The sequence below is a fragment of the Azospirillum sp. TSH100 genome, from assembly GCF_004923295.1.
Classification (GTDB): domain Bacteria; phylum Pseudomonadota; class Alphaproteobacteria; order Azospirillales; family Azospirillaceae; genus Azospirillum.
Genome location: NZ_CP039634.1, coordinates 1,952,287 through 1,974,344 on the forward strand (window position 1 = coordinate 1,952,287; position 22,058 = coordinate 1,974,344).

Here is a 22,058-nt window from a genome sequence, read left to right on the forward strand (position 1 = left end):
TCAGCGCCGTCCGGTCGGGCGGCCGAAGCGTGATGGCGTGCCGAAGCGTGAGGCGATCTTCGCGCCGGTCGGTTTGGGCGGCGGCGGGGGAGGCGGCGGCGGTGGGGTTTCGCCGCGCGGCACGCTGCCGCCCGACGCCATCTCCGCCAGATCCTTGACCAGCTTCTGCACGCTGCGCACGCGGGCCTGCGGATCGGGCCATTCGCGAACATAGACCAGCTTGTGGTCCGGCCGCAGCTTCATCAGCGTCAGGTGCTGGGCGATATAGGTCAGCAGCTTGGCTGGCTCGGCATAGAAATTATCGTGGAAGGCCAGCACCAGCCCCTTCGGCCCGGCATCGACGCGGTCGATGTTGGCCTGTTTGCACCAGCGCTTGATGGTGACGACGTCCAGCAGGTTCTCGACCTCCTCCGGCAGCTTGCCGAAGCGGTCGATCAACTCGGCGGCGAAGCCGTCCACCTCGGCGCGGTCGACCAGATCGGCGATGCGACGGTACAGCGACAGCCGCACCGTCAGGTCGGTGACATAGCTTTCCGGGATCAGCACCGGCGTGCCCAGGTTGATCTGCGGCACCCACTCCTGCGCCGCGGCGGCTGCGATGGCGCCCTCCTGCATGGATGCCCGGGCGTTGGCGACGGCCTCCTCCAGCATCTGCTGGTACAGTTCGACACCGACCTCGCGTACCTGACCCGACTGCTCCTCGCCCAGCAGATTGCCGGCGCCGCGGATGTCCATGTCGTGGCTGGCGAGCTGGAAGCCGGCGCCCAGGCTGTCCAGTGTCTCGATGACATGTAGGCGCTGCTGGGCGGTGGCGTTCAGCGGCTTGTTCGGCGCGTAGGTCAGATAGGCGTAGCCGCGCTTCTTCGACCGGCCGACGCGGCCGCGGATCTGGTAGAGCTGGGCCAGCCCGAACAGGTCGGCGCGGTGGACGATCAGCGTGTTGGCGTTGGGAATGTCCAGGCCGCTTTCGATGATGTTGGTGGCGAGCAGAACCTCGAACTTGCCCTCGTCGAAGGCGGTCATGACGTCTTCCAGCTCGCCGGCCGGCATCTGGCCGTGGGCGGTGACGATCTTGACCTCCGGCACCAGCTCGCGCACCCGCTCGGCCACCTTCGCCAGATCCTCGATGCGCGGGCAGACATAGAAGGTCTGACCGCCGCGGTAATGCTCGCGCAGGATCGCCTCGCGGATCACCACCGGGTCATAGGGCAGAACGAAGGTGCGCACCGCAAGCCGGTCGACCGGCGGGGTGGCGATCAGCGACAGCTCGCGAACGCCGGACAGCGCCATCTGGAGCGTGCGCGGGATCGGGGTGGCGGTCAGCGTCAGGACGTGGATGTCGGCGCGCAGCTCCTTGAGGCGTTCCTTCTGCTTCACGCCGAAATGCTGCTCCTCGTCGACGATGACCATCCCGAGCCGCTTGAAGTCGAGCCCCTTGGCGAGCAGGGCATGGGTGCCGACGACGATGTCGGCCGTGCCCTCCGCCAGTTCCTTCTTCACCAGCGTCTGTTCCCGGGCGGTGACCATGCGCGACAGTTGCACGACACGCACCGGCAGCCCGTTGAACCGGGTCGAGAAGGTGCGGAAATGCTGGCGGGCGAGCAGGGTGGTCGGCACGACGACGGCGACCTGCTTGCCGCTCATCGCCACCATGAAGGCGGCGCGCAGCGCCACCTCGGTCTTGCCGAAGCCGACGTCGCCGCAGACCAGCCGGTCCATCGGCCGGCCGCTGCCGAGGTCGGTGAAGATGTCCTCGATGGCCTTCAACTGGTCGTCGGTCTCGGGGTAGGGGAAGCGGGCGGCGAATTCCTGATAGACACCCTCCGGCGTCAGCACAGGATCGGCCTTCTTCAGCATCCGCTCCGCCGCAATCTTCAGCAGGGCTTCCGCCATGTCCTTCAGGCGCTTCTTGACCCGCGCCTTGCGGCCCTGCCAGCCGGCGCCGCCCAGCTTGTCGAGCTGGACATTGGCGTCCTCCGAGCCGTAGCGGGACAGAACTTCGATGTTCTCGACCGGGACATACAGCTTGTCGCCGCCTTCGTAGATGAGGCGCAGGCAGTCGTGCGGCGCGCCGGTTACCTCCAGCGTTTCCAGCCCGTCATAGCGGCCGATGCCGTGATCCATGTGGACGACGATGTCGCCTTCATGCAGGGCCGAATGCTCGGCGATGAAGTTGGCGGCCTTGCGCTTCTTCTTGGCCGGGCGGACCAGACGGTCGCCGAGGATGTCCTGTTCGGTGATGACGGCGAGGTCGGCGGAGGTGAAGCCATGCTCCATCCCCAGCACGATGGTGCCGATCACGCCGCGGTCGAAGCGGCGGACGTCATCCATGTTCTCCGCCGGCTCCAGGCCGGGGATACCATGGTCGGCCAGCACGTTGGACAGGCGGTCGCGCGATCCGGCGGAATAGCCGGCGATCAGCACGCGCCGCCCGTCGGCGCGCAGCGCGCGGATATGATCCTTCACCGCGTCGAAGACATTCACGTCGGGGCGGTTGCGCTCCTCGGCGAAATCGTGGCCGCGCTTGCCGCCGGCATCCACCGTGCCCTTGATGCCGGGTGGCGTGGAGAAAATCTGGAGTTGTGCCACCGCGCGCTCCGCCAGCAGCGCATCCCAGCCGGTGGCGTCGAGGAACATCGAGGCGACCGGCACCGGCTTGTAGACCGGCGAACCGGCCCGCTTCTCGATGGTCATCATGCCGTCGCGCGAGGCGTGGAAGTCGACCACCTGGGCGATGCGGGCGTCGCGCGCCTCGCTGGCCTGATGGTCCAGGCTGACGATGCCGCGCGGCAGATAGTCCAGCACCGTGTCCATGCTCTCATGGAACAGCGGCAGCCAATGCTCCATCCCGCCATAGCTCCGCCCGGCGGAAATCGCTTCATAGAGCGGGTCGTCGTCGGTCACCGCCCCGAACAGCTCGCGATAGCCGGAGCGGAAGCGGGCGATCCCGGTCTCGTCGAGGAAGACCTCCGACATCGGCTTCAGCTCGACGCTGTCGCGTTTGTCGGTGGTTCGCTGGGTCATCGGATCGAAGGCGCGCACGCCCTCCAGCTCGTCGCCGAACAGGTCGAGGCGCAGCGGCTCCTCCGTCCCCGGCGGGAACAGGTCGATGATGCCGCCGCGCACGGCGAACTCGCCCGGTTCCCGCACTGTCTGGGCACGGGTGTAGCCGTTGCCGGCGAGGTAGCGTTGCAGCTTCTCCAGGTCGATGCGGTCGCGAATCTTGGCCGAGAACACTGCGTTCTTGAAGGCGCTGCGCGGTGGCACCTTCTGCACCACGGCGTTGACCGTGGTCAGCACGATCAGCGGCGCCAGCCCGTCGCGGTTGGCCGCCGCATCGCGTCTTGCGATCAGCCGGGTCAGCGTGTCGATGCGCCGGGCGACGATGCCGCCGTTCGGCGATACCCGGTCATAGGGCAGGCAGTCCCAGGCCGGGAAGGTCAGCACCTCCAGCCTCGGTGCGAAGAAGGCCAGCGCCTCCGCCAGCAGGGCGCAGCGCGTGTCGTCCAGCGCCACATGCAGCAGGCCGTAGCCGCCGGCCTTCTGCGCAAGCTCCGCCAGGATGCGGGCGTCATGCCCCTCGGGCGCGCCGCCGATCAGGAGACGGCCGGCGCGGCCGGGCTGGAGATCGTAACTGACCAAAGGAAGATGCCTCGGAGATACGGGGGACAGGCGGAGAATGTCGGGAGTCTTGGCCGGCTTAATCGGGAGCCCTTTGACCAGATCCGTCAGGATCCTTGACGTGGTGTGTAGCGGAACGCCGTCAACAGGCGCATCACGTCATTGTCATGCTCGGCCGGCACCGGCTCGCGCCCAGACATCCAGTCGTAGAGGTCGGGATCGCCAAGCTCCAGCAGCGTCTCGAACCGGTCGAGCATGTCGTGGTCGAAATCGCCGACATGGGCATCGGCGAAGCTTCCCATCAGCAGATCCATCTCCCGCGTGCCGCGGTGCCAGGAGCGGAAGCGCAAGCGCTTGCGCCGGTTTTCGAGCGATTCGGTCTTCTCGGGGGCCGGGTGAGTGCCGTTTTCGGTCATTGATGTCCAACGTCGAAAGCCCCCAGCGCCACCAGCGGCGAAGGGGGAACCATTCAGGAACCCCATCCTGCACGGGCCGGCGCGGCGATGCAACCTTGGCTGCCTGCCTTGCCCGCCGTCTTTCTTCGCCGTCTTGACCCCACGTGGTTGAGGTCCTATCTGCCCCTTGGCCCGTGGGGACGACCCCGCCAGCGGCAAGAGGGTTACCGGGTGGGGACGACCCCGCCATTCCAAGACGGAGGCACCGTCATGGCGTGGGTCACGCTGTTCTTCGCCGGTGTGTTTGAAATTGGTTGGGCTGTCGGCCTGAAATACACCGAGGGTTTCACCCGCCTGATCCCGAGCATGCTGACTGCCGCCGCGATGCTGGCGAGCATCCTGCTGCTGGGCGCTGCGCTGAAGAGCCTGCCGCTGGGGACCGCTTATGCGGTGTGGACCGGAATCGGCACGGTGGGCACGGCCCTGCTGGGCATGATGCTGTTCGGCGAACCCGCCGGCGCGCTGCGGCTGCTGTGCATCGCGGCGATCGTCGGCGGGATCGTCGGGCTGAAGGTGCTGCATGGGTGAGGGGAGGCCCTCAATCTCACAGCGCCTCCGTCCGGCAGGTCAGCCCCAAGGTCTCCGCGGTGTTCGCCACCGCCGACAGGCAGACATCCGCCCGCTCCGCCGGGATCGACACCGAAAAGCGCAGGATGTAGCGCTCCCCGGCCCGGTCAGGCAGGGTCTGCGCGTCCAATCGGACGATGTTGGCGTCGAACTGGGTGAAGATTTCCGACAGGCGTGCGACAAGGCCGGGCTGGTCGCCGCCCGACACCTCGATCCGGTGGGTGACCATCGCCTGCGGACCCGGCTGGGGATCGAAGGCGAAGCGGGTGACCTTCACCTCGGCTCCGGCCAGGACGGGCAGGGACGACAGGCTGGCCTGGACATCCTCCACGGTCAGGTCGGCAGGCAGTTCACAGACGGCGGAAAACTCGGCCCCGGTGCCCAGCGAGGCGAAGGTGGCGTCGCGCAGGTTGATGCCCTGCTCGAACAGGTGGCTGGTGATGCCGGAAACCAGCCCGACCCGGTCAGGGCAGAATGTGGAAACCAGGGCCAAGCCCGCAGTCGAATCCGTCGCCATGCACATCTCCCGTATTGATCTTGTTCACGGGGCACGGGGTCGGCCGTGCCGTCCGGATGGGCGATCATCGAAGCGGGGTGCCGGGAACGCCAGCACAAAATGGCGGCCAACCCTCCCGATCAGCCGCCAAACAGTTGGCGGGTGGCGGCGCTGATGGCGTGCAGCTCCGCCGCGAGCGTCGGGTCGATGTCGTCGACGTAGTGGGAAGCGAGCAGGCCGAAATTCAGGTCGTCGGCGCGGTCCAGGCGCTTGGCTCCGTCCCGTGCCGCGCCGTCGACATACTCAAGCTGGCGCTGGATGCTGGTCAGCCAGCTGTTCTCCGGCTCCCGCCTTGCCAGCGCGGCAACACCGGACTGGGCCTGCGCGATGCGGCGGCGCAGTTCGTCGGTGGTGGCGATGTCGGGCATGGCGGGATTCCGGTGCGATGGGGGCAAGGAGTTACTGTACCAGTCCGCCGTTGGTGACGCCCGCCTTCACGCTGTTGGGCACCACGACCTGGGTGCAGCCGCCCTTGGTCTGCACGCTGGTGCCGGGGGTGGTCCAGCTGTCGACGATCGGGGCGGCGACCGACTTCAGGCCATGGCCGGCGGGCAGAACCGCCTTGTACTCGGCCCGGCCCGCGCCGGAAATGCCGAGGCAGTCGGGCGTCGCCGTCACCACTGGCGAGAAGAAATTGCCGAAGCGGATGCTGTCATAACCGGTGCGGACGAACTGGTACCAGCCGGTGCCGGCGGCGACCTCGATCACCTCCAGCGGCTTGGAAAAATCGATCCCCTTGGAATCGTCGACGTAGCGGGCGGAGGTAAGGTCGGTGGAGGCATAGAAATAGCTCGCCACCACGACACGGGCGTTCAGCTGATCGGCGCTTGAGCCGGGGGCCTTGGCGGCGGTCACCTGCTCGGCGGTCGGAGCGGTCTGGGCATGGCCCGGCAGTGCCGAAGCCAGCGCCAATCCCAAGGCGAGCGTAGCCGCCTTGAAAATGCTTGTGAGCGAATGCATTGGCGGTCAACCGTCTGAAAAATTGAAATTCTCAGACGGAACGATACCAACGCAATCGGCGGTTCCAAGCCCAAATACGCAAAGGGCCGGACCGCGAGCGCGATCCGGCCCAGCGCAGGAACTCTCCTCCGGTGTCAGGCGGCGGTACCGCCGACCGTCAGGCCTTCCAGTTTCAGCGTCGGCTGGCCGACGCCGACCGGCACGCCCTGGCCGTCCTTGCCGCAGGTGCCGACGCCGGGGTCGAGGCGGCTGTCGTTGCCGATCATCGAAACGCGGGTCAGGCTGTCCGGGCCGTTGCCGATCAGGGTTGCGCCTTTCACCGCCGGGCCCAGCTTGCCGTCCTCGATCAGGTAGGCCTCGCTGGCCGAGAAGACGAACTTGCCGTTGGTGATGTCCACCTGACCGCCGCCGAAGTTCTTGGCGTAGATGCCCTTCTTGACCGACGCGATGATCTCGTCCGGGCTGTGGTTGCCGTTGCGCATCACCGTGTTGGTCATGCGCGGCATCGGGTTGTACGCGAAGCTCTGTCGCCGGCCGTTGCCGGTCGGGCGCATGCCCATCAGGCGGGCGTTCATGCGGTCCTGCATGAAGCCGACCAGGATGCCGTCCTCGATCAGTGTGGTGCACTGGCCGGGCGTGCCCTCGTCATCGACGCTGATCGATCCGCGCGAGTTCTCGATGGTGCCGTCGTCGACGATAGTGACGCCGGGGGCGGCGATGCGCTGGCCCATCAGGCCGGAGAAGGCGGAAGTCTTCTTGCGGTTGAAGTCGCCCTCCAGCCCGTGGCCGATGGCCTCGTGCAGCAGGATGCCGGGCCAGCCGCTGCCAAGCACCACCGTCATCTCCCCGGCCGGGGCGGGGACGGAGGACAGGTTGACCAGAGCCTGCCGCAGCGCCTCGTCGACGAAGCCGCGCCAGGTTTCCGGCTGGATGTAATGCTCGTAGGTGACGCGGCCGCCGCCGCCGTAACCGCCGGTCTCCATCCGGTCGCCCTCGGCCACCACGACGGAGACGTTCAGGCGGACCAGGGGACGCAGGTCGGCGACGCGCACGCCATCGGCGCGGATGATCTGCACCGCCTGCCATTCGCCGCTGATCGAGCAGCTGACCTGCCGCACCCGCTCGTCCTTGGCGCGGGCATAGGCGTCGATGTCGGCCAGAAGCTTCACCTTCTCGGCGAAGGGGACGAGGTGCAGGGGGTTGTCGGGGATGTAGAGCGCGCGGTTGGTGCCGGCCGGCGGCTCGGCCAGCGTGCCGGTGTGGCCGGCCTGCACGGCGCGCACGGTGGCCGCGGCGCGGCGGATCGCCTCTTCCGACAGGTTGCTGGCATGGGCGTAGCCGGTCGCCTCGCCGGCGATGGCGCGCAGGCCAAAGCCCTGGGTGGTGTCGAAGCTGGCGGATTTCAGCTTCCCATCGTCCCAGCCGAGCGACTCGCTCTGGGCATATTCGAGGTAAAGCTCCCCATCGTCGGCACTGTGCAGGGCGTCCTGCACGACGCCTTCCACGCGGGCGCGGTCCATGCCGGCGCGGTTGAAGAAGAGATCGTCGGTGACGGCAAGCGCGCTCATGAAAACTCCGAACCTGTGATGGGGCGGAACCAGACCTGGGGCGATCCCCGGCCGGATTCCATCGCCTGATTCCAAGGTAGGACACAGTGTCATAGCGGGCGATCTCGCGCCCCGCTCTACGATGTGTTCTAACGGACAGACTATAGTGTGGCGACGCTGGCGCGATCCGGCAAGTTCGCCGATGCCTCAATGTGTAACCTGACGGCTGGCGGGCCCGGGGGCAGGCCAGGAGGGGGCGGTGCCGAGATGGCGGAGGGGAACATGACCGACGGAGCGGCGCGGACGATCGCGGATACTCTGAACCGAGCCGGCGCAGCCGGACCCGGTGCCGCCATGGGCGGCCCGCGCCCGTTGCGCGATCATCCGTTGCGCCAGACGCTGACCAACGAGGTCCATGCCCGGCCACCCGAATCGCTGACCTCACCGGTACGCGCCACCATGCTGGCGATGCTGTCGGGAGAGGCAGCGGCGGAGGCCGACCGACAGCATCTGGAGGCGCTGTGCGACTGGGCCGGCGTGGTGCGACCGCCGCAGGGCGCCACCCACCACAGCGCCTCCTTCGGCAGCTTTCATCTAAAATGGGAGCGGCACACCGAGTTTTCGACCTGGACCGTCTTCCGACCCAGCGCCATGCCTGCCAACGCCCTGGTCGATCCCTTCGTGGAGCCGGCGCTGCACGCCCTGCCGCGCGACTGGCTTGCCGGCTTGCCGGGCGAACTGCTGGTCGGCATCCATGTGGCGGTGCTCGACCCCGACACCCCTGAGCCGTCGCCGAACATGATGGCGGCGATGTTCGGATCGGAAAGCTATGTCGGGTCGCGAATCGCCGGCCGATCGGCCACCGCCTGGACCGATTTCCGCATCCATGGCGACGGCTTCTCTCGCATGCTGGTCGCCGACCATTCGATGACGCCGCGCCAGACCGGCCGCGTCGTCCAGCGCCTGCTGGAGATCGAGACCTACCGCGTGCTGGCCCTGCTGGCCTTGCCGATGGCGCGCGGCGTGCTGCCGCGCATCGGCCCGATCGAGGCCGGTCTGGCCGAGGTCACCGCCCGCATCGCCAGCCTGCGCGGTCTTCAGGATGAGCGCGATCTGCTGGACCGCCTGACCCTGCTGGCGGCGCAGACCGAGCAGATCGCCGCCGAGACCGCCTACCGATTCGGTGCCGCCCGCGCCTATCACGAGCTGGTGGAGCGGCGAATCGAGGAACTGCGCGAGATCCGGATCGAGGGATTGCAGACCGTCCACGAGTTCATGGACCGTCGCCTGACCCCGGCGATCCGCACCTGCGAGGCGGTGGAGGAACGGCTCGATTCGCTGTCGCAACGTGTGGCCCGGGCCAGCACGCTGCTGCGGACCCGTGTGGAAATCGCGGTTGAGGGCCAGAATGCCGAACTGCTCCAGTCGATGGACCGCCGGGCGCAATTGCAGCTGCGCCTGCAGGAGACGGTCGAGGGGCTGTCGGTGGTGGCGATCAGCTATTACCTCGTCGGCATCGTCGGCTATGCGGCCAAGGGGCTGAAAGGCTTCGGCTTCAAGGTCGATCCCGACATGCTGGTGGGCGTGATGATTCCAATCGTGATCGCCTTCGTCTGGTCGGGCGTGCGGCGGATTCGCAAGGTGCTGGTCGGGGGACACTGAGGCGTAGGCGACAGCGGTTGTCTGCTTATTTGCAGGCTCGTCAAAATCCCCACCCATGCTGTCCTGCCCAGTGTGGAGGATGAACAGGCGCGCGCCTATCACCTTCGACCAGCTGGCCCCTCGAGCGAGTCTCCCCCATCCTGATCTCCTGAGTCGCGCCCTGTCGCCGCAACAATCCTTCGGCCAGCTTGGTAAGCGCCCTCATATCCTTTCCGGACGTCCATCCCGAAAAATCAGCTGGTCCAACGGACTGCGGCGGAATGTCGCATGGCATGACCCCTGCATATGCTCAACCTTTGTTCCCACGGCGCATCTGAATGTGAGGAAAAGTCTATGCAATCGGTGGGAGAGAGGAAAGGCTTGTAACCCAGCGGCGCACGGGGATAAGCTCCGGCTGCGGGTATATGTCGCGCTAAGATGGCGTGATCCCTGCATAAACTGGCGTTCGCTGATAAGCCCAACTATGGACCGCGCGAACAGAAACCGGTCCGGATCAACAGGGCGGAGGGGGCGTCGGCGGGAAGAGACGACCGCGGGCCATGACGAGCGTCGCGGCTAAGAAGGGGTTGGGGATGAGAAGGCAAAGCCTGTACGCCGCCGGCCTGGCGGCGGTCCTGTCGATGGTGGGTGGCTGGAGCACGGCCGCCCTGGCGAACGAGCCGCGGCCGTGGGAGATGGGCATGCAGCCCTCCGCCTCGCCGGTCAAACACCTGATGACCTCGTTCAACGACCTGCTGACCGTCATTATCACGCTGATCGTGATCTTCGTCGCGGGTCTGCTGGCCTATTGCGTCGTCCGCTTCAACGCGAAGAGGAACCCGGTCCCGTCCAAGACCTCGCACCACACGCTGCTTGAGGTCGCCTGGACCGTGGTTCCGGTTATCATTCTGATCGTGATCGCCGTTCCTTCCTTCAAGCTGCTCTACGCGGCGGAACGCATCCCGCAGGCCGACATGACCATCAAGGTCACCGGTCACCAGTGGTATTGGGATTACGAATATCCCGACCACGGCAACATCACCTTCTCCAGCTACATGATCGCCGACGCCGACCTGAAGCCCGGCCAGAAGCGGCTGCTTGAGGTCGACAACCGCGTAGTCGTGCCGGTCAACACCACCGTGCGTGTGCTGGTCACCGCCGGCGATGTGATCCATTCCTGGGCGGTTCCCGCCTTCGGCCTGAAGAAGGATGGCGTTCCCGGCCGCATCAACGAGACCTGGTTCAAGGCCGAGCGCGAAGGCGTCTATTACGGCCAATGCTCCGAGATCTGCGGCACCAACCACGGCTTTATGCCGATTGCGGTGGAAGCCGTGTCGAAGGAGGCCTTCGACGCCTGGGTCGCCAAGGCCAAAACCGCCTTCGCGCCGGCCAACGCTCCCAGGGACGGTGACCGCGACGTGGCGCAGCGCCCGACCGGAACGCTGGTCGAGTAAGCGGACTTCGCACAGCCCTTAGCCGGGAAGACGCGATAAGAAGAACCCACCCAGCGGCCGACGCTTTACGGAAGACCGGAGCGGACGGTGGCCAGGGACAGCGACAAAGGGTAGAGACATGGCAAACGCCACACCGGGACATGGTGGACATGGGCATGGGGAGCATGGGGCGGACCATGCGCACGGGCATGACGATCATCACGTCCCCGGCTTCGTCCAGCGCTGGTTCTATTCGACCAACCACAAGGACATCGGCACGCTGTATCTGATCTTCTCGGTCATCGCCGGGCTGATCGGTGGCCTGTTCTCCGTCATCATGCGGGCGGAGCTTCAGTCGCCGGGGCTGCAGATCGTTTCCGACGGCCAGATGTGGAACGTGCTGATCACGGCGCACGGCCTGATCATGGTGTTCTTCGTGGTGATGCCAGCCCTGATCGGCGGCTTCGGCAACTGGTTCGTGCCTCTCATGATCGGCGCGCCCGACATGGCCTTCCCGCGCATGAACAACATCAGCTTCTGGCTGATCGTGCCGGCCTTCCTGCTGCTGCTGGGCTCCGCCTTCGTCGGCACCGGCGCAGGCACCGGCTGGACGATCTATCCGCCGTTGTCCTCGCCGCTGGGACATAGCGGGCCGTCGGTCGACATGGCCATCTTCGCCCTGCATCTGGCCGGCGCCAGCTCGATCCTCGGTGCCGTGAACTTCATCACCACCATCTTCAACATGCGCGCCCCGGGCATGACGCTGCACAAGATGCCGCTGTTCGTCTGGGCCATGCTGGTGACGGCCTTCCTGCTGCTGCTGGCGGTGCCGGTTCTGGGCGGCGCCATCACCATGCTGCTGACCGACCGCAATTTCGGCACCACCTTCTTCAATCCCGAGGGCGGTGGCGACCCGATCCTGTTCCAGCATCTGTTCTGGTTCTTCGGCCACCCCGAAGTCTACATCATGATCCTGCCGGCCTTCGGCATCATCAGCCACATCATCTCGACCTTCTCCAAGAAGCCGGTGTTCGGCTATCTCGGCATGGCCTACGCCATGGTCGCCATCGGCGTGGTCGGCTTCGTCGTGTGGGCCCACCACATGTACACGGTCGGTCTGGACGTCAACACCAAGGCTTATTTCACCGCAGCCACGATGATCATCGCGGTGCCGACCGGCGTGAAGATTTTCTCGTGGATCGCCACCATGTGGGGCGGCTCGATCGACTTCAAGGTGCCGATGCTGTGGGCGATCGGCTTCATCTTCCTGTTCACCGTCGGCGGCGTCACCGGCGTGGTGCTGGCGAACGGCGGCCTCGACAACTACATGCACGACACCTACTACGTGGTGGCCCACTTCCACTATGTGCTGTCGCTGGGTGCGGTGTTCTCGATCTTCGCCGGCTGGTATTACTGGATCGGCAAGATGTCCGGGCGCCAATATCCGGAGTTCTGGGGCAAGGTCCATTTCTACACCACCTTCATCGGCGTCAATCTGGTGTTCTTCCCGCAGCACTTCCTGGGCCTGTCGGGCATGCCGCGCCGCATTCCCGACTATCCGGACGCCTTCTGGGGCTGGAACATGATCTCCTCGCTGGGCGCCTATATCTCCTTCGCCTCGACGCTGCTGTTCGTGTGGATCGCCTGGAAGACTCTGCGCAGCGGCGAACGGGTGCCGGGCGCCTATTGGGGGCCGCAGGCCGGCACGCTGGAGTGGACGGTCAGCTCGCCGCCTCCGTTCCATGCGTTCGAGACGTTGCCCCAGGTCAAGTAAGCGTGCTAACGGGCGGGCGTCGCCGCGAGGAGGCGCCCATCCGATGAAAAGGGACCAGGCCCGAGCAGCCCGAAAATGGGCGCCGGTGTGGAGGGTGCCGGGGTGACGATCCGGGGTTAGAAGACAAGGACCAGATATGACGGACGTGACGAACGAACTGACGCTCAACCACACCGGAGGGGCGTCGGCCGGTGACTTCATCGAGTTGCTCAAGCCGCGGGTCATGTCGCTTGTGGTCTTCACCGGGCTGGCCGGCATCGTGCTGGCCCCCGGTCACATCCATCCCTTCCTGGCTGTGGTCGCCGTGCTGTGCATCGCCGTGGGTGCCGGCGCATCGGGTGCCATCAACATGTGGTACGACCGTGACATCGACGCGGTGATGACCCGGACGATGAAGCGCCCGATCCCGTCGGGCCGGGTCGAACCGGCGGAGGCTCTCGGTTTCGGCGTCACGCTGTCGGTTCTGTCCGTGGTGGTGATGGGGCTGGCGGTGAACTGGACGGCGGCGGCGTTGCTGGCGCTGACCATCGTCTTCTACGTCTTCGTCTACACCATGTGGCTGAAGCGCCGGACCCCGCAGAACATCGTGATCGGCGGGGCGGCCGGCGCCTTCCCGCCGATGATCGGCTGGGCCGCGGTGACCGGTACTGTCGACCTGCCGTCCGTCCTGCTGTTCCTGCTGATCTTCCTGTGGACGCCGCCGCATTTCTGGGCGCTGGCCCTGTTCCGGAACAGCGACTACACCCGCGCCGGCGTGCCGATGATGCCGGTGGTGGCGGGTGAGGCGGCGACCAAGCGGCAGATGCTGCTCTACACGCTGGTCCTGCTTCCGGTGGCCGCCGCGCCCTATTTCGTCGGCATCGCCGGACCGGTGTTTCTGGCGGCGTCGGCCATCCTCGGTCTGATGTTCGTCGGTTGCGCCGTCCGTGTCCTGCGGGCAGGTGACGACAAACCTGCGAAGAAGATGTTCGGTTTTTCGATCCTGTACCTGTTCCTGCTGTTCGCCGTGATGATGGGCGAGCGGCTGATCCTTGGAGGGTGGGCATGACGGTGATGGAACGCGAAGACCTGGCCGATACCCGCAACTCCATCGAAGAGCAGCGTCGGCAGGAAACCGAGCTGCGGGCGAAGAAGCTGCGTGGTCGCAATCTGGCGGTTCTGGCGGCTCTGCTGGCTCTGGTGGTCTTATTCTATGCCATCACGGTCGTGCGGATGGGCGGGGCGCACTGATGGCAAAGCCCGATGACAGGCTGCGCCGCCGCAACCGCCTTGTTCTTGGCTCCCTGTTCGGGCTGGTGGCGGGGATGATCGGGCTGACCTATGCGTCGGTCCCGCTCTATAACCTGTTCTGCGCGGTCACCGGTTTCGGTGGCACCACCCAGCGGGCGGAACAGGCCGCGGCGCGGGTCGTCGACCGCAAGGTGACCGTCCGCTTCAACGCCGACACCAACACCGCCCTTCCCTGGTTCTTCAAGCCGGAGCAGAAGGATCTCGAACTGAAGTTGGGCGAGACCGGCTTCGCCGCCTACCGGGCCGAGAACCGGGGCAAGACCGCCTCGGTCGGGACCGCCGTCTACAACGTCACGCCGGAAAAGGTGGGCGCCTATTTCAACAAGTTGCAGTGCTTCTGCTTCACCGAGCAGATCCTGGAGCCCGGTCAGGTCGTCGACATGCCGGTGACCTTCTTCGTCGACCCGTCGATGGCCGACGATCCGAACATGGACGACGTGAGCACCATCACGCTGTCCTACACCTTCTTCCGCGCCAAGGACAGCGAGGCCAAGCTGGCACAGCATACGGCCGGCGCAGCGACGTCCACGGCGCCGGACTCAGGAAAACAAAAGGCGGAGCCGGGGGCGACCGCCACAAACTGAACCATATGGGGTAGTGAGACGATGGCCGACATCACCCACGGGCAAATGCCGCACGCCGAACCATCAGCCCATGAACCGGGCGCCGGCATCCCGCATCCCTACCATCTGCTGAAGCCCAGCCCCTGGCCGCTGATCGGCGCCTTTTCCGGCGGGCTGCTGGCGACCGGGCTGGTCATCTTCATGCATGGCGGCGGCAAGCTGCTGATGATCCTGGGCGTACTGGCCATCCTGGTGACGATGTTCGGCTGGTGGCGCTCGGTCATCCGCGAGTCGGTCGTCGAGCATGCCCACACCCCGGTGGTCAAGATCGGCCTGCGTTATGGCATGGCGCTGTTCATCGCGTCGGAAGTGATGTTCTTCGCCGCCTTCTTCTGGGCCTTCTTCCATGCGGCGCTGGAACCGAAGGTATCGCCGATCAACCCCGGCGCCATCTGGCCGCCGCCCAACGTGCATGTCATCGATCCGTTCGACATGCCGCTGATGATGACGCTGACCCTGCTGCTGTCGGGCGTCACCGTGACTTGGGCGCACCATGCCATTCTGGAGGGGCAGAACCGGACGGCCGCCAAGGCGCTTGGCCTGACCGTGCTGCTTGGCGTGCTGTTCACCTTCTTCCAGGCCTATGAGTATGTCCACGCCGCGTTCAAGTTCACCGACGGCATCTTCCCGTCGACCTTCTACATGGCGACCGGCTTCCACGGCTTTCATGTGCTGGTCGGCACCATTTTCCTGGCGGTGTGCTGGGTGCGGACGGTGAAGGGCCATTTCACCCCGCAGAGCCATTTCGGTTTCGAGGCGGCGGCCTGGTACTGGCACTTCGTCGACGTTGTCTGGCTGTTCCTGTTCGTGTCGGTCTATTGGTGGGGTGGCCATGGCGGCGTGATCGCCATCCACTGATGCACCCATTTACGCCGCCCATTTACGCCATTGATACCGTGCTGTTCCGGCGGCCCCTATGTCTGCCGGAACGGTCCGATCGGGAGGTGATGGCGTGATCGATCTTTACCCGAGAGTTTCTCCCTTGTCGGCGGGGCTGCGCAGCGTCTGTCCGCGCTGCGGCAAGGGGCGTCTGTTCGACGGCTACCTGACGGTGGCGGAACGCTGCAACGTGTGCGACCTCGATTTCTCCCAGGTCGATAGCGGTGACGGACCGGCGGTCTTTCTGATCTTCATTCTGGGCTTTCTTGTGGTACCGGTGGCGCTGTGGGTGTCGATGACGGTCGACTGGCCGCTTTGGCTTCATGCCATCGTCTGGAGTATCGTTGTGCTGGGGCTGACGCTCGGCATGCTGCGTCCGGCCAAGGCCTGTGTGGTCGCTCTCCAGTACCGCTATCGCCGCAGCGAAGTGGAGAAGGGCTCTTGAGCGTCACCGCCGCGGAACCGGCGGAGCGGAAGCGCTTCAGGCCATCGCTGGGGGCGACGCTGTTTACGCTGGCCGGGCTGGCGCTGACCATCGGGCTCGGCACATGGCAGTTGGAACGGCTGCACTGGAAACAGGATCTGATCGCCCGGATCGCCCGGCAACTGGCCGAGCCGCCGGTTCTGCTGCCCGCCAGCATCGACGATCCCGCTGCGTGGGAGTTCCGGCCGGTGACGCTCACCGGCCGTTTCCTGAACGATAGGGAGATGCTGCTGATCGCCCGTCCGCACCAGGGGCAGGTCGGCTATGAGGTGCTGACACCGTTTCAGCGCGCCGATGGGTCTGGAATGGTGCTGGTCAACCGTGGCTTCGTGCCAATGGACCGCCGCGATCCGGCGACCCGCGCCGCCGGGCGGGTGGAGGGGGATACCACGGTAAAGGGCATCGTCCGCGTGCCGCAGCCTCCCGGCTTCTTCCAACCCGGCAACGGAACTCCGGCGCCCGGTTCCGCCTGGATGCGCCCTGATCCGGCCGCCATGGCGGCGGCACTGTCACTCAGCAGCGTGGCCCCCGTGGTCGTGGAGATGCTGCCGGTGCAGGGGGGCGGGCAAGGGAGTGGACTGCCCGGTGTGCCGGCCGGAACTCTGGCGGGGATAGAGCCGCGCGTGGAACTGCCGAACAACCACCTCCAGTATGCCTTGACCTGGTACGGGCTTGCGGTGACGCTCGCCGGCATCTACGTGCTGTCACAGCGCAAGCGCGCCGACACCGGAACCGACGGACGACCCGATGACCGCATATCAGGAGCTTGAACGCCGCCACGCCCGCATTGCCGCCATCGGCGATGCGCTCGGCATCCTTGGCTGGGACACCCAGACGATCATGCCGGAGGGTGCCAACGACAGCCGGGCGGAGCAGACCGCGACCCTGTCGGTGATCGCGCACGAACTGGCGACCGATCCGCGCATAGGCGATCTGCTGGCCGAGGCGGAAGGTGACGACAGCCTCACCCCCTGGCAGCGCGCCAACCTGCGCGAAATGCGGCGCCACCATATCCAGGCCACCGCCGTCCCCGCCGATCTGGTGGAGGCGACCAGCAAGGCGGTATCGGTCTGCGAAATGACCTGGCGTGCCGCACGGGCGGAAAGCGACTTCGCCAAGCTGCTGCCGTCCCTGACCGAGGTGCTGGCCCGCGTCCGCGAGGGGGCGGAGGCGTTGGGTGGGGTGATGGGGATCAGCGCCTACGACGCGCTGCTCGACAGCCATGATCCGGGCGCGCGGGCGGAGCGCATCGATGCGCTGTTCGCCGACCTGTCCGGCTTCCTGCCCGACCTGATCGGCCGCGTCCTCGACAGGCAGGCTTCGGCGCCGGCGGTGATCGAGCCGGAGGGACCGTTCCCGGTGGAGAAGCAGCGCGAGCTCGGCGTGCGCATGATGGAGCGGCTGGGCTTCGACTTCCGCCGCGGCCGACTGGACGTGTCGCTGCACCCCTTCTGCGGCGGGGCGACCGGCGACGTGCGCATCACCACCCGCTATGACGAGGCGAATTTCACCGACGCGCTGATGGGCATTTTGCACGAGACCGGCCATGCGCTGTACGAGCAAAATCGCCCGGCCGCTTGGCTCACCCAGCCGGTGGGCCAGTCCCGTGGTATGGCGGTGCATGAGAGCCAGTCGCTGCTGATGGAGATGCAGGCCTGCCGGTCGGCGGAGTTCATCACGTGGCTGGCGCCGGTGGTCCGTGAAGCCTTCGGGGGGAGGGCGCGGCTTGGGAGGCCGACAATCTGCGCCGCCTCTACAGCCGGGTGGAGCGCGGCTTCATCCGCGTCAACGCCGACGAGGTGACCTATCCCGCCCATATCATCCTGCGCTACCGCCTGGAAAAGGCGCTGATCGCCGGTGACCTGACCCTGCCGGACCTGCCGAGCGCCTGGAACGACGGCATGGCGGAACTGGTCGGGGTGGTGCCGCCGAACGATCGGCTGGGCTGCCTGCAGGACATCCATTGGCCCGGTGGCGGCTGGGGCTATTTCCCCAGCTACACGCTTGGCGCCATGACCGCGGCGCAGCTGTTCGACACCGCCCGCACCGCGGATCCGGAAATCGTCCCGGCGTTGTCGCGCGGCGAGTTCGCGCCGCTAGTGGATTGGCTGAGGGTGAACGTGCATGAGACGGGCTGCTTCCACGCCTCGGGCGATGAGCTGCTGATGGCGGCAACCGGCCGTCCGCTGGATGCGTCCGTGTTCAAAAGGCACCTGGAGCGGCGATATCTCTGACCGCCACTCGCGGGGTTATAGCCTCGGCAAGAAAAAGGCCGCCCAAATGGCGGCCTTTTAAATCCATCGCAAAGTGTTAATCATCCCCGCGCGGTCGTGCGCAGGGTCTCCTCGGCGGCGCGGATCAGCGCCATCGACTTGTTGACGGTCTCCTGATACTCGGCTTCCGGGTCGCTGTCGGCGACGACGCCGCCGCCGGCCTGGACATACATCATGCCGTCCTTCAGCACCGCGGTGCGCAGCGCGATGCAGGTGTCCATGGCGCCCGACGCGCCGAAATAGCCGACGCAGCCGGCATAGACGCCGCGCCGCGCCTTCTCCAGCTCGTCGATGATCTCCATGGCGCGGACCTTCGGCGCGCCGGACACGGTGCCGGCGGGGAAGCCGGCGACCAGCGCGTCGAGCGCGTCGAATTTCGGATCGAGCTCGCCTTCGACGTTGGAGACGATGTGCATGACGTGGCTGTACAGTTCCACGATCATCTTGGACGTCACCTTGACCGTACCGACTTTCGCCACCCGGCCGACGTCATTGCGGCCGAGGTCGAGCAACATCAGATGCTCAGCCAATTCCTTCGGGTCGCTCAGCAGATCGGCGGCCAGCGCCTCGTCCTCCGCCGTGGTGGCGCCGCGCTTGCGGGTGCCGGCGATGGGACGGACGGTGACCTTGCCGTCGCGCACGCGCACCAGGATTTCCGGGCTGGAGCCGACCACGGTCAACTCGCCGAAATCGCAATGGAACAGGAAGGGCGACGGATTCAGGCGGCGCAGCGTGCGGTACAGCGCCAGCGGCGACGGCTTGAAGGGGAAGCGGATGCGCTGGGACGGCACGACCTGGAAGATGTCGCCGGCCCGGATGTACTCCTTCGCCTTCTCCACCATCGCGTGATACTCCTCGCGCGTGGTGTTGGAGGTCCAGGCCAACGGCAACTCGGTTTCCGCCCGCGGCTCCCGCCGGTAGGGCAGGGGGCGTTCCAGATCGGCCAGCGCGTCGGTCAGCCGCTCCCGCGCGTCGGCATAGGCCGTGGCGGCATCCTTGCCGGCCGTCGGCCAGACCGGGGTCACCAGCGTGATCGAATCGGTATGGCTGTCGAAGATGGCGACGATGCTGGGCCGGGTCAGGATGGCGTCCGGGATGTTCAGCTCGTCCGGATTGTTGTCCGGCAGCCGCTCCATCAGGCGGACCATGTCGTAGGTCATGTAGCCGAACAGGCCGGCGGCCATCGGCGGCAGTTCTTCCGGCAGCGGGATCCGGCTTTCGTTGATCAGCGCGCGCAGCTCTTCCAGCGGCGCCCGGTCAAGTGGTTGGAAGGCGTTGCGGTCATGCAGGGCATCGCGGTTGATCTCCGCCTTGTTGCCGCGCGACCGCCATACCACGTCCGGCTTGAAGCCGATCACCGAATAGCGGTCACGCCGCGACCCGGCCCCGCGTTCGGCCGACTCCAGCAGGAAGCCGAAGGGACGGCCGTCCGCCAGCTTCATATAGGCGGAGACCGGCGTCTCCAGATCGCTGACCAGCGTGGTCCACACCACCTGCGGCCGACCTGCGGCGTAAGCGGCATCAAAGGTGGTGATATCGGGCTGGACCTTCACGGCACGAGACCTCTTGCGTTGCTGTCGGCTGAGCCGGAGCCTCAGTTGCTGGCGAAGAATTGGTCGATGCGCTGGCGATGGATGCGGACCGGGTACTTGTCGCGCAGCGCATTGGTGAATTCGGCCACCAGATCATTCTGCATCCCCTGTTCGACCGCAGCGCGGACCGGGGCCAGATCGGCGTCGGCCGCCTTCGGATCGGCAGGGATGATCTCCTTCAGCCGGGTGACGACCTGAGCGTCGGCGGTGTTGCCGGTGACGACCTCATTCGGCTTGGCGGCGAACAGCTTGGCGACCATCTCCGCCGGCAGGCCCTGAACCGACTGGGCATCGCGGGTGAAAGGGCTGGTCATGGCGAAGCTGGCGCCGGCCTGGGTGGCGACATCCTGGGCGGCGGCCTCGGCACCCTGCTTCAGGCGGGCCGCGATCTCCTCCGCCTTCTTGGCGGCCCGCTCGGCCCGCTGCTCCTGCTGCCAGTCGGCGATGACCTGATCGCGCACATCGGCCAGGGGGCGGACGGCGGCGGGAATCACGCTGTCGACGCGGACGGCGGCAAAATTGCTGCCTTCGCCTTCGGTCAGGTTGGAGGTGGCGCCGGTCTTCAGCTGGAAGGCGTTGGGGAGCAACGCCTTCAGGCCGGGCAGGTCGGGAGCGGCGTCCTTGCCGTCGGGAGCCTTGCCGGTGCTGTCGATGGCGGCAACCTTGCTCAGCACCAGACCCTGAGCCTGGGCGACCTCGTCCAGCGACGCGCCGCTGGCCAGCTGGTCTTCGACACGGTTGGCGATGGAGAAGACGGAGTCGAGCGCCTGTTCCTTCTTCAACTCGGCAGCCAACTGGTCTTTCACATCCTCGAAAGTCCGGGTGGAGGCCGGGGTGATGCCGGTGACGGCCATGACGTGCCAGCCGAGCGCGCTCTTGATCGGGTCGGAGGTCTTTCCAGCCTCCAACGCGAAGGCGGCGTCGCCGATCTCCGGCAGATCGGACTTGGCGATGTTGTCCAGGGTGACCGGCTCGACACCGGCATCCTTGGCGGCTTCGGCCAGACCCTTGGTCTTTGCCGCCTCGGCGATCTGCTTGGCCTTCGCCTCGTCGTCGATCACCACCATCTGGACGTTGCGCTTTTCCGGAGCGCCGAACTCGTTCGCGCGTTCCTCATAGGCCTTGCGCAGTTGGGCATCGTCGATCTTGATGTCCTTGGCCAGCACGTCGGGCGACAGGCGGGCGACCGTCAGGGCGCGGTATTCGGGGGCGGTGAAGCGGACCTGATGGTCCTCATAGGCCTGCTTGATCGTCGCGTCGTCCGGCACGCCGACATCGCCGATCGAGGCGTTGGGCAGCGTCACCACCTCGGCGACACGCTTTTCGCCGCGGTAGCGATAGAGATCCTGCACCAGCGGCTGCGGCGGGGTCAGACCGGCGGACACCGCACCAGCGACCAGCTGCCGCGCCGTTTCGCGCTGGACCATCGCGACATAGCCATCTTCGGTCAGCTGGTTGTTGCGCAGCACCGACCGGAAGATGTTCGGGTCGAACTGGCCCTGCTGGTTGCGGAAGGCGGGTTCGTCGGCGATGCGCATGCGGACAACCTCCGGCCCGACGGCGATTCCCATGTCGGAGGCGGCGAGGTCGAACAGGGTGCGCTGGATCAGTGATTGCAGCGACTGTTCCAGAAGACCGAAACGCTTGGCCTGTTCGGCGGTCAGGTTGCCGCCCAGCATCGGGCGCAGCCGTTCCATCTGCCGGCGGAATTCCTGGTCCAGCGCCTGCTGCCCGATCTCCACCTTGCCGACTTCGGCGACGGTGGTGGGGGTGGTGGAGCGGAACACGTCGCCGATCCCCCAGATGCCGAAGCTGAGGATCAACAGCACGAACAGGATCTTGACGACCCAGGAGCCGGCGAAATTGCGGATGAACTGGAGCATGGGACCCGAATCTAAGCGCGTCGTTCGGCCATCCGGCCGGGGCGGCGCATCATAGATAGGGGATGGTGGGGCGGCAACAGCCCATTTCCGGATCGGCGATCTCCGTGAGTGCCCGGCTTGCGGGTGGCCGTCCAAACGAAAGCCCCGGCCCCGCGTGCGAATGCGGAGCCGGGGCGTCCGATGCTCACGTCAACTCAGCGACGCCTTGCGGGCGCCGGGATCACGTCACCGATCACTTCAGCGCGTCGCGCACCGAGTCCTTGGCGCCGCCGATGGTGTTCTGCACCTTGCCGGCGGCCTTTTCGCCGCGGCCTTCGGCCTCGGTCTTGGTGTCGCCGGTCAGCTTGCCGGCGGCTTCCTTAATGGAGCCCTTGATGGAGCGGGCAGCGCCCTCGATCCGGTCCTTGTCCATGGTGGCAACCTCTTGTGTGTTGGTTATGCCGGGACAACAGGACGGAAGACGAAAGGGTCCATTAAAAA

General features: G+C 66.3%; 19 protein-coding genes and 1 pseudogene. 11 read left to right on the forward strand and 9 right to left on the reverse strand.

Annotated features, from left to right (window positions below; all coding sequences use genetic code 11):
- Entirely contained in the window at positions 1-3,642 is a 3,642-nt protein-coding gene (gene mfd, locus E6C72_RS09270) for a transcription-repair coupling factor (protein ID WP_109086576.1), read from the reverse strand.
- Positions 3,643-3,728: 86 nt separating this feature from the next.
- A complete protein-coding gene (locus tag E6C72_RS09275; protein WP_109086577.1) occupies positions 3,729-4,037 on the reverse strand; it encodes a succinate dehydrogenase assembly factor 2 in 309 nt (102 codons plus the stop codon).
- 249 nt (positions 4,038-4,286) lie between these two features.
- On the opposite strand from E6C72_RS09275, the gene sugE reads away from it, so the two are divergent.
- Positions 4,287-4,604, forward strand: coding sequence for a quaternary ammonium compound efflux SMR transporter SugE (gene sugE, locus E6C72_RS09280; protein WP_109086578.1), 318 nt, complete (start codon positions 4,287-4,289; stop codon positions 4,602-4,604).
- A 16-nt stretch (positions 4,605-4,620) separates the two neighbouring features.
- Here the strand turns inward: sugE and E6C72_RS09285 are convergent, their stop codons facing one another.
- The 4 genes from E6C72_RS09285 to tldD all read right to left on the reverse strand — a co-directional run bounded on the left by E6C72_RS09285 (position 4,621) and on the right by tldD (position 7,727).
- A complete protein-coding gene (locus E6C72_RS09285; RefSeq protein ID WP_109086579.1) occupies positions 4,621-5,160 on the reverse strand; it encodes a glycine cleavage system protein R in 540 nt (179 codons plus the stop codon).
- A 119-nt stretch (positions 5,161-5,279) separates the two neighbouring features.
- The gene (locus E6C72_RS09290; RefSeq protein WP_109086580.1) at positions 5,280-5,567 is read right to left on the reverse strand and encodes an immunity protein Tsi6 family protein; all 288 of its coding nucleotides are present in this window, start codon (positions 5,565-5,567) and stop codon (positions 5,280-5,282) included.
- Positions 5,568-5,598: 31 nt separating this feature from the next.
- The gene (locus E6C72_RS09295) at positions 5,599-6,159 is read right to left on the reverse strand and encodes a polymorphic toxin type 46 domain-containing protein (protein ID WP_109086581.1); all 561 of its coding nucleotides are present in this window, start codon (positions 6,157-6,159) and stop codon (positions 5,599-5,601) included.
- 134 nt (positions 6,160-6,293) lie between these two features.
- Positions 6,294-7,727 (reverse strand): metalloprotease TldD, encoded by a 1,434-nt coding sequence (tldD, locus tag E6C72_RS09300; protein WP_109086582.1) that lies wholly within the window; start codon positions 7,725-7,727, stop codon positions 6,294-6,296.
- A 261-nt stretch (positions 7,728-7,988) separates the two neighbouring features.
- Here tldD and E6C72_RS09305 point away from each other — a divergent pair, with 261 nt between their 5' ends.
- From E6C72_RS09305 to E6C72_RS09350, 10 genes and pseudogenes are all read left to right on the forward strand, one after another.
- The gene (locus tag E6C72_RS09305) at positions 7,989-9,368 is read left to right on the forward strand and encodes a DUF3422 family protein (protein WP_247875788.1); all 1,380 of its coding nucleotides are present in this window, start codon (positions 7,989-7,991) and stop codon (positions 9,366-9,368) included.
- A 572-nt stretch (positions 9,369-9,940) separates the two neighbouring features.
- A complete protein-coding gene (gene coxB, locus E6C72_RS09310) occupies positions 9,941-10,801 on the forward strand; it encodes a cytochrome c oxidase subunit II (protein ID WP_109086583.1) in 861 nt (286 codons plus the stop codon).
- A gap of 118 nt (positions 10,802-10,919) precedes the next feature.
- A complete protein-coding gene (ctaD, locus tag E6C72_RS09315) occupies positions 10,920-12,554 on the forward strand; it encodes a cytochrome c oxidase subunit I (protein WP_109086584.1) in 1,635 nt (544 codons plus the stop codon).
- 136 nt (positions 12,555-12,690) lie between these two features.
- The gene (gene cyoE / locus E6C72_RS09320; RefSeq protein ID WP_109086585.1) at positions 12,691-13,602 is read left to right on the forward strand and encodes a heme o synthase; all 912 of its coding nucleotides are present in this window, start codon (positions 12,691-12,693) and stop codon (positions 13,600-13,602) included.
- Positions 13,599-13,784: a hypothetical protein gene (locus tag E6C72_RS09325; protein WP_109086586.1), complete on the forward strand. Its 186-nt coding sequence runs from the start codon at positions 13,599-13,601 to the stop codon at positions 13,782-13,784. Before cyoE ends, E6C72_RS09325 begins: the two co-directional genes overlap by 4 nt.
- Positions 13,784-14,428, forward strand: a complete 645-nt coding sequence (locus E6C72_RS09330; protein ID WP_109086587.1) for a cytochrome c oxidase assembly protein — start codon at positions 13,784-13,786, stop codon at positions 14,426-14,428. The genes E6C72_RS09325 and E6C72_RS09330 overlap by 1 nt, the downstream gene beginning before the upstream one ends.
- Positions 14,429-14,449: 21 nt before the next feature.
- A complete protein-coding gene (locus E6C72_RS09335; protein ID WP_199228773.1) occupies positions 14,450-15,325 on the forward strand; it encodes a cytochrome c oxidase subunit 3 in 876 nt (291 codons plus the stop codon).
- Between the two features lie 58 nt (positions 15,326-15,383).
- Positions 15,384-15,791: a DUF983 domain-containing protein gene (locus tag E6C72_RS09340; protein WP_109086588.1), complete on the forward strand. Its 408-nt coding sequence runs from the start codon at positions 15,384-15,386 to the stop codon at positions 15,789-15,791.
- Positions 15,788-16,600, forward strand: coding sequence for an SURF1 family protein (locus E6C72_RS09345; RefSeq protein ID WP_109086589.1), 813 nt, complete (start codon positions 15,788-15,790; stop codon positions 16,598-16,600). Before E6C72_RS09340 ends, E6C72_RS09345 begins: the two co-directional genes overlap by 4 nt.
- Positions 16,578-18,064: pseudogene (locus E6C72_RS09350) on the forward strand (carboxypeptidase M32). The gene E6C72_RS09345 and the pseudogene E6C72_RS09350 overlap by 23 nt, the downstream one beginning before the upstream one ends.
- 80 nt (positions 18,065-18,144) lie before the next feature.
- Here E6C72_RS09350 and trpE read toward each other — a convergent pair.
- From trpE to E6C72_RS09365, 3 genes are all read right to left on the reverse strand, one after another.
- Positions 18,145-19,656 carry an anthranilate synthase component I gene (gene trpE / locus E6C72_RS09355; protein WP_109086591.1) on the reverse strand — a complete coding sequence of 504 codons (1,512 nt, stop codon included), beginning with the start codon at positions 19,654-19,656 and terminating at the stop codon, positions 18,145-18,147.
- A 41-nt stretch (positions 19,657-19,697) separates the two neighbouring features.
- Positions 19,698-21,578: a peptidylprolyl isomerase gene (locus E6C72_RS09360; protein WP_109086592.1), complete on the reverse strand. Its 1,881-nt coding sequence runs from the start codon at positions 21,576-21,578 to the stop codon at positions 19,698-19,700.
- A gap of 232 nt (positions 21,579-21,810) precedes the next feature.
- Positions 21,811-21,990 carry a CsbD family protein gene (locus E6C72_RS09365; RefSeq protein ID WP_109086593.1) on the reverse strand — a complete coding sequence of 60 codons (180 nt, stop codon included), beginning with the start codon at positions 21,988-21,990 and terminating at the stop codon, positions 21,811-21,813.
- Between the last annotated feature and the right edge of the window lie 68 nt (positions 21,991-22,058).

Excerpts from the sequence above, each read along its gene's own strand:
- E6C72_RS09275 (WP_109086577.1), bottom strand. The coding sequence starts at position 4,037 with ATGACCGAAAACGGCACTCACCCGGCCCCCGAGAAGACCGAATCGCTC.
- sugE (WP_109086578.1), top strand. The coding sequence starts at position 4,287 with ATGGCGTGGGTCACGCTGTTCTTCGCCGGTGTGTTTGAAATTGGTTGG.
- E6C72_RS09285 (WP_109086579.1), bottom strand. The coding sequence starts at position 5,160 with ATGGCGACGGATTCGACTGCGGGCTTGGCCCTGGTTTCCACATTCTGC.
- E6C72_RS09290 (WP_109086580.1), bottom strand. The coding sequence starts at position 5,567 with ATGCCCGACATCGCCACCACCGACGAACTGCGCCGCCGCATCGCGCAG.
- E6C72_RS09295 (WP_109086581.1), bottom strand. The coding sequence starts at position 6,159 with ATGCATTCGCTCACAAGCATTTTCAAGGCGGCTACGCTCGCCTTGGGA.
- tldD (WP_109086582.1), bottom strand. The coding sequence starts at position 7,727 with ATGAGCGCGCTTGCCGTCACCGACGATCTCTTCTTCAACCGCGCCGGC.
- E6C72_RS09305 (WP_247875788.1), top strand. The coding sequence starts at position 7,989 with ATGACCGACGGAGCGGCGCGGACGATCGCGGATACTCTGAACCGAGCC.
- coxB (WP_109086583.1), top strand. The coding sequence starts at position 9,941 with ATGAGAAGGCAAAGCCTGTACGCCGCCGGCCTGGCGGCGGTCCTGTCG.
- ctaD (WP_109086584.1), top strand. The coding sequence starts at position 10,920 with ATGGCAAACGCCACACCGGGACATGGTGGACATGGGCATGGGGAGCAT.
- cyoE (WP_109086585.1), top strand. The coding sequence starts at position 12,691 with ATGACGGACGTGACGAACGAACTGACGCTCAACCACACCGGAGGGGCG.
- E6C72_RS09325 (WP_109086586.1), top strand. The coding sequence starts at position 13,599 with ATGACGGTGATGGAACGCGAAGACCTGGCCGATACCCGCAACTCCATC.
- E6C72_RS09330 (WP_109086587.1), top strand. The coding sequence starts at position 13,784 with ATGGCAAAGCCCGATGACAGGCTGCGCCGCCGCAACCGCCTTGTTCTT.
- E6C72_RS09335 (WP_199228773.1), top strand. The coding sequence starts at position 14,450 with ATGGCCGACATCACCCACGGGCAAATGCCGCACGCCGAACCATCAGCC.
- E6C72_RS09340 (WP_109086588.1), top strand. The coding sequence starts at position 15,384 with ATGTCTGCCGGAACGGTCCGATCGGGAGGTGATGGCGTGATCGATCTT.
- E6C72_RS09360 (WP_109086592.1), bottom strand. The coding sequence starts at position 21,578 with ATGCTCCAGTTCATCCGCAATTTCGCCGGCTCCTGGGTCGTCAAGATC.
- E6C72_RS09365 (WP_109086593.1), bottom strand. The coding sequence starts at position 21,990 with ATGGACAAGGACCGGATCGAGGGCGCTGCCCGCTCCATCAAGGGCTCC.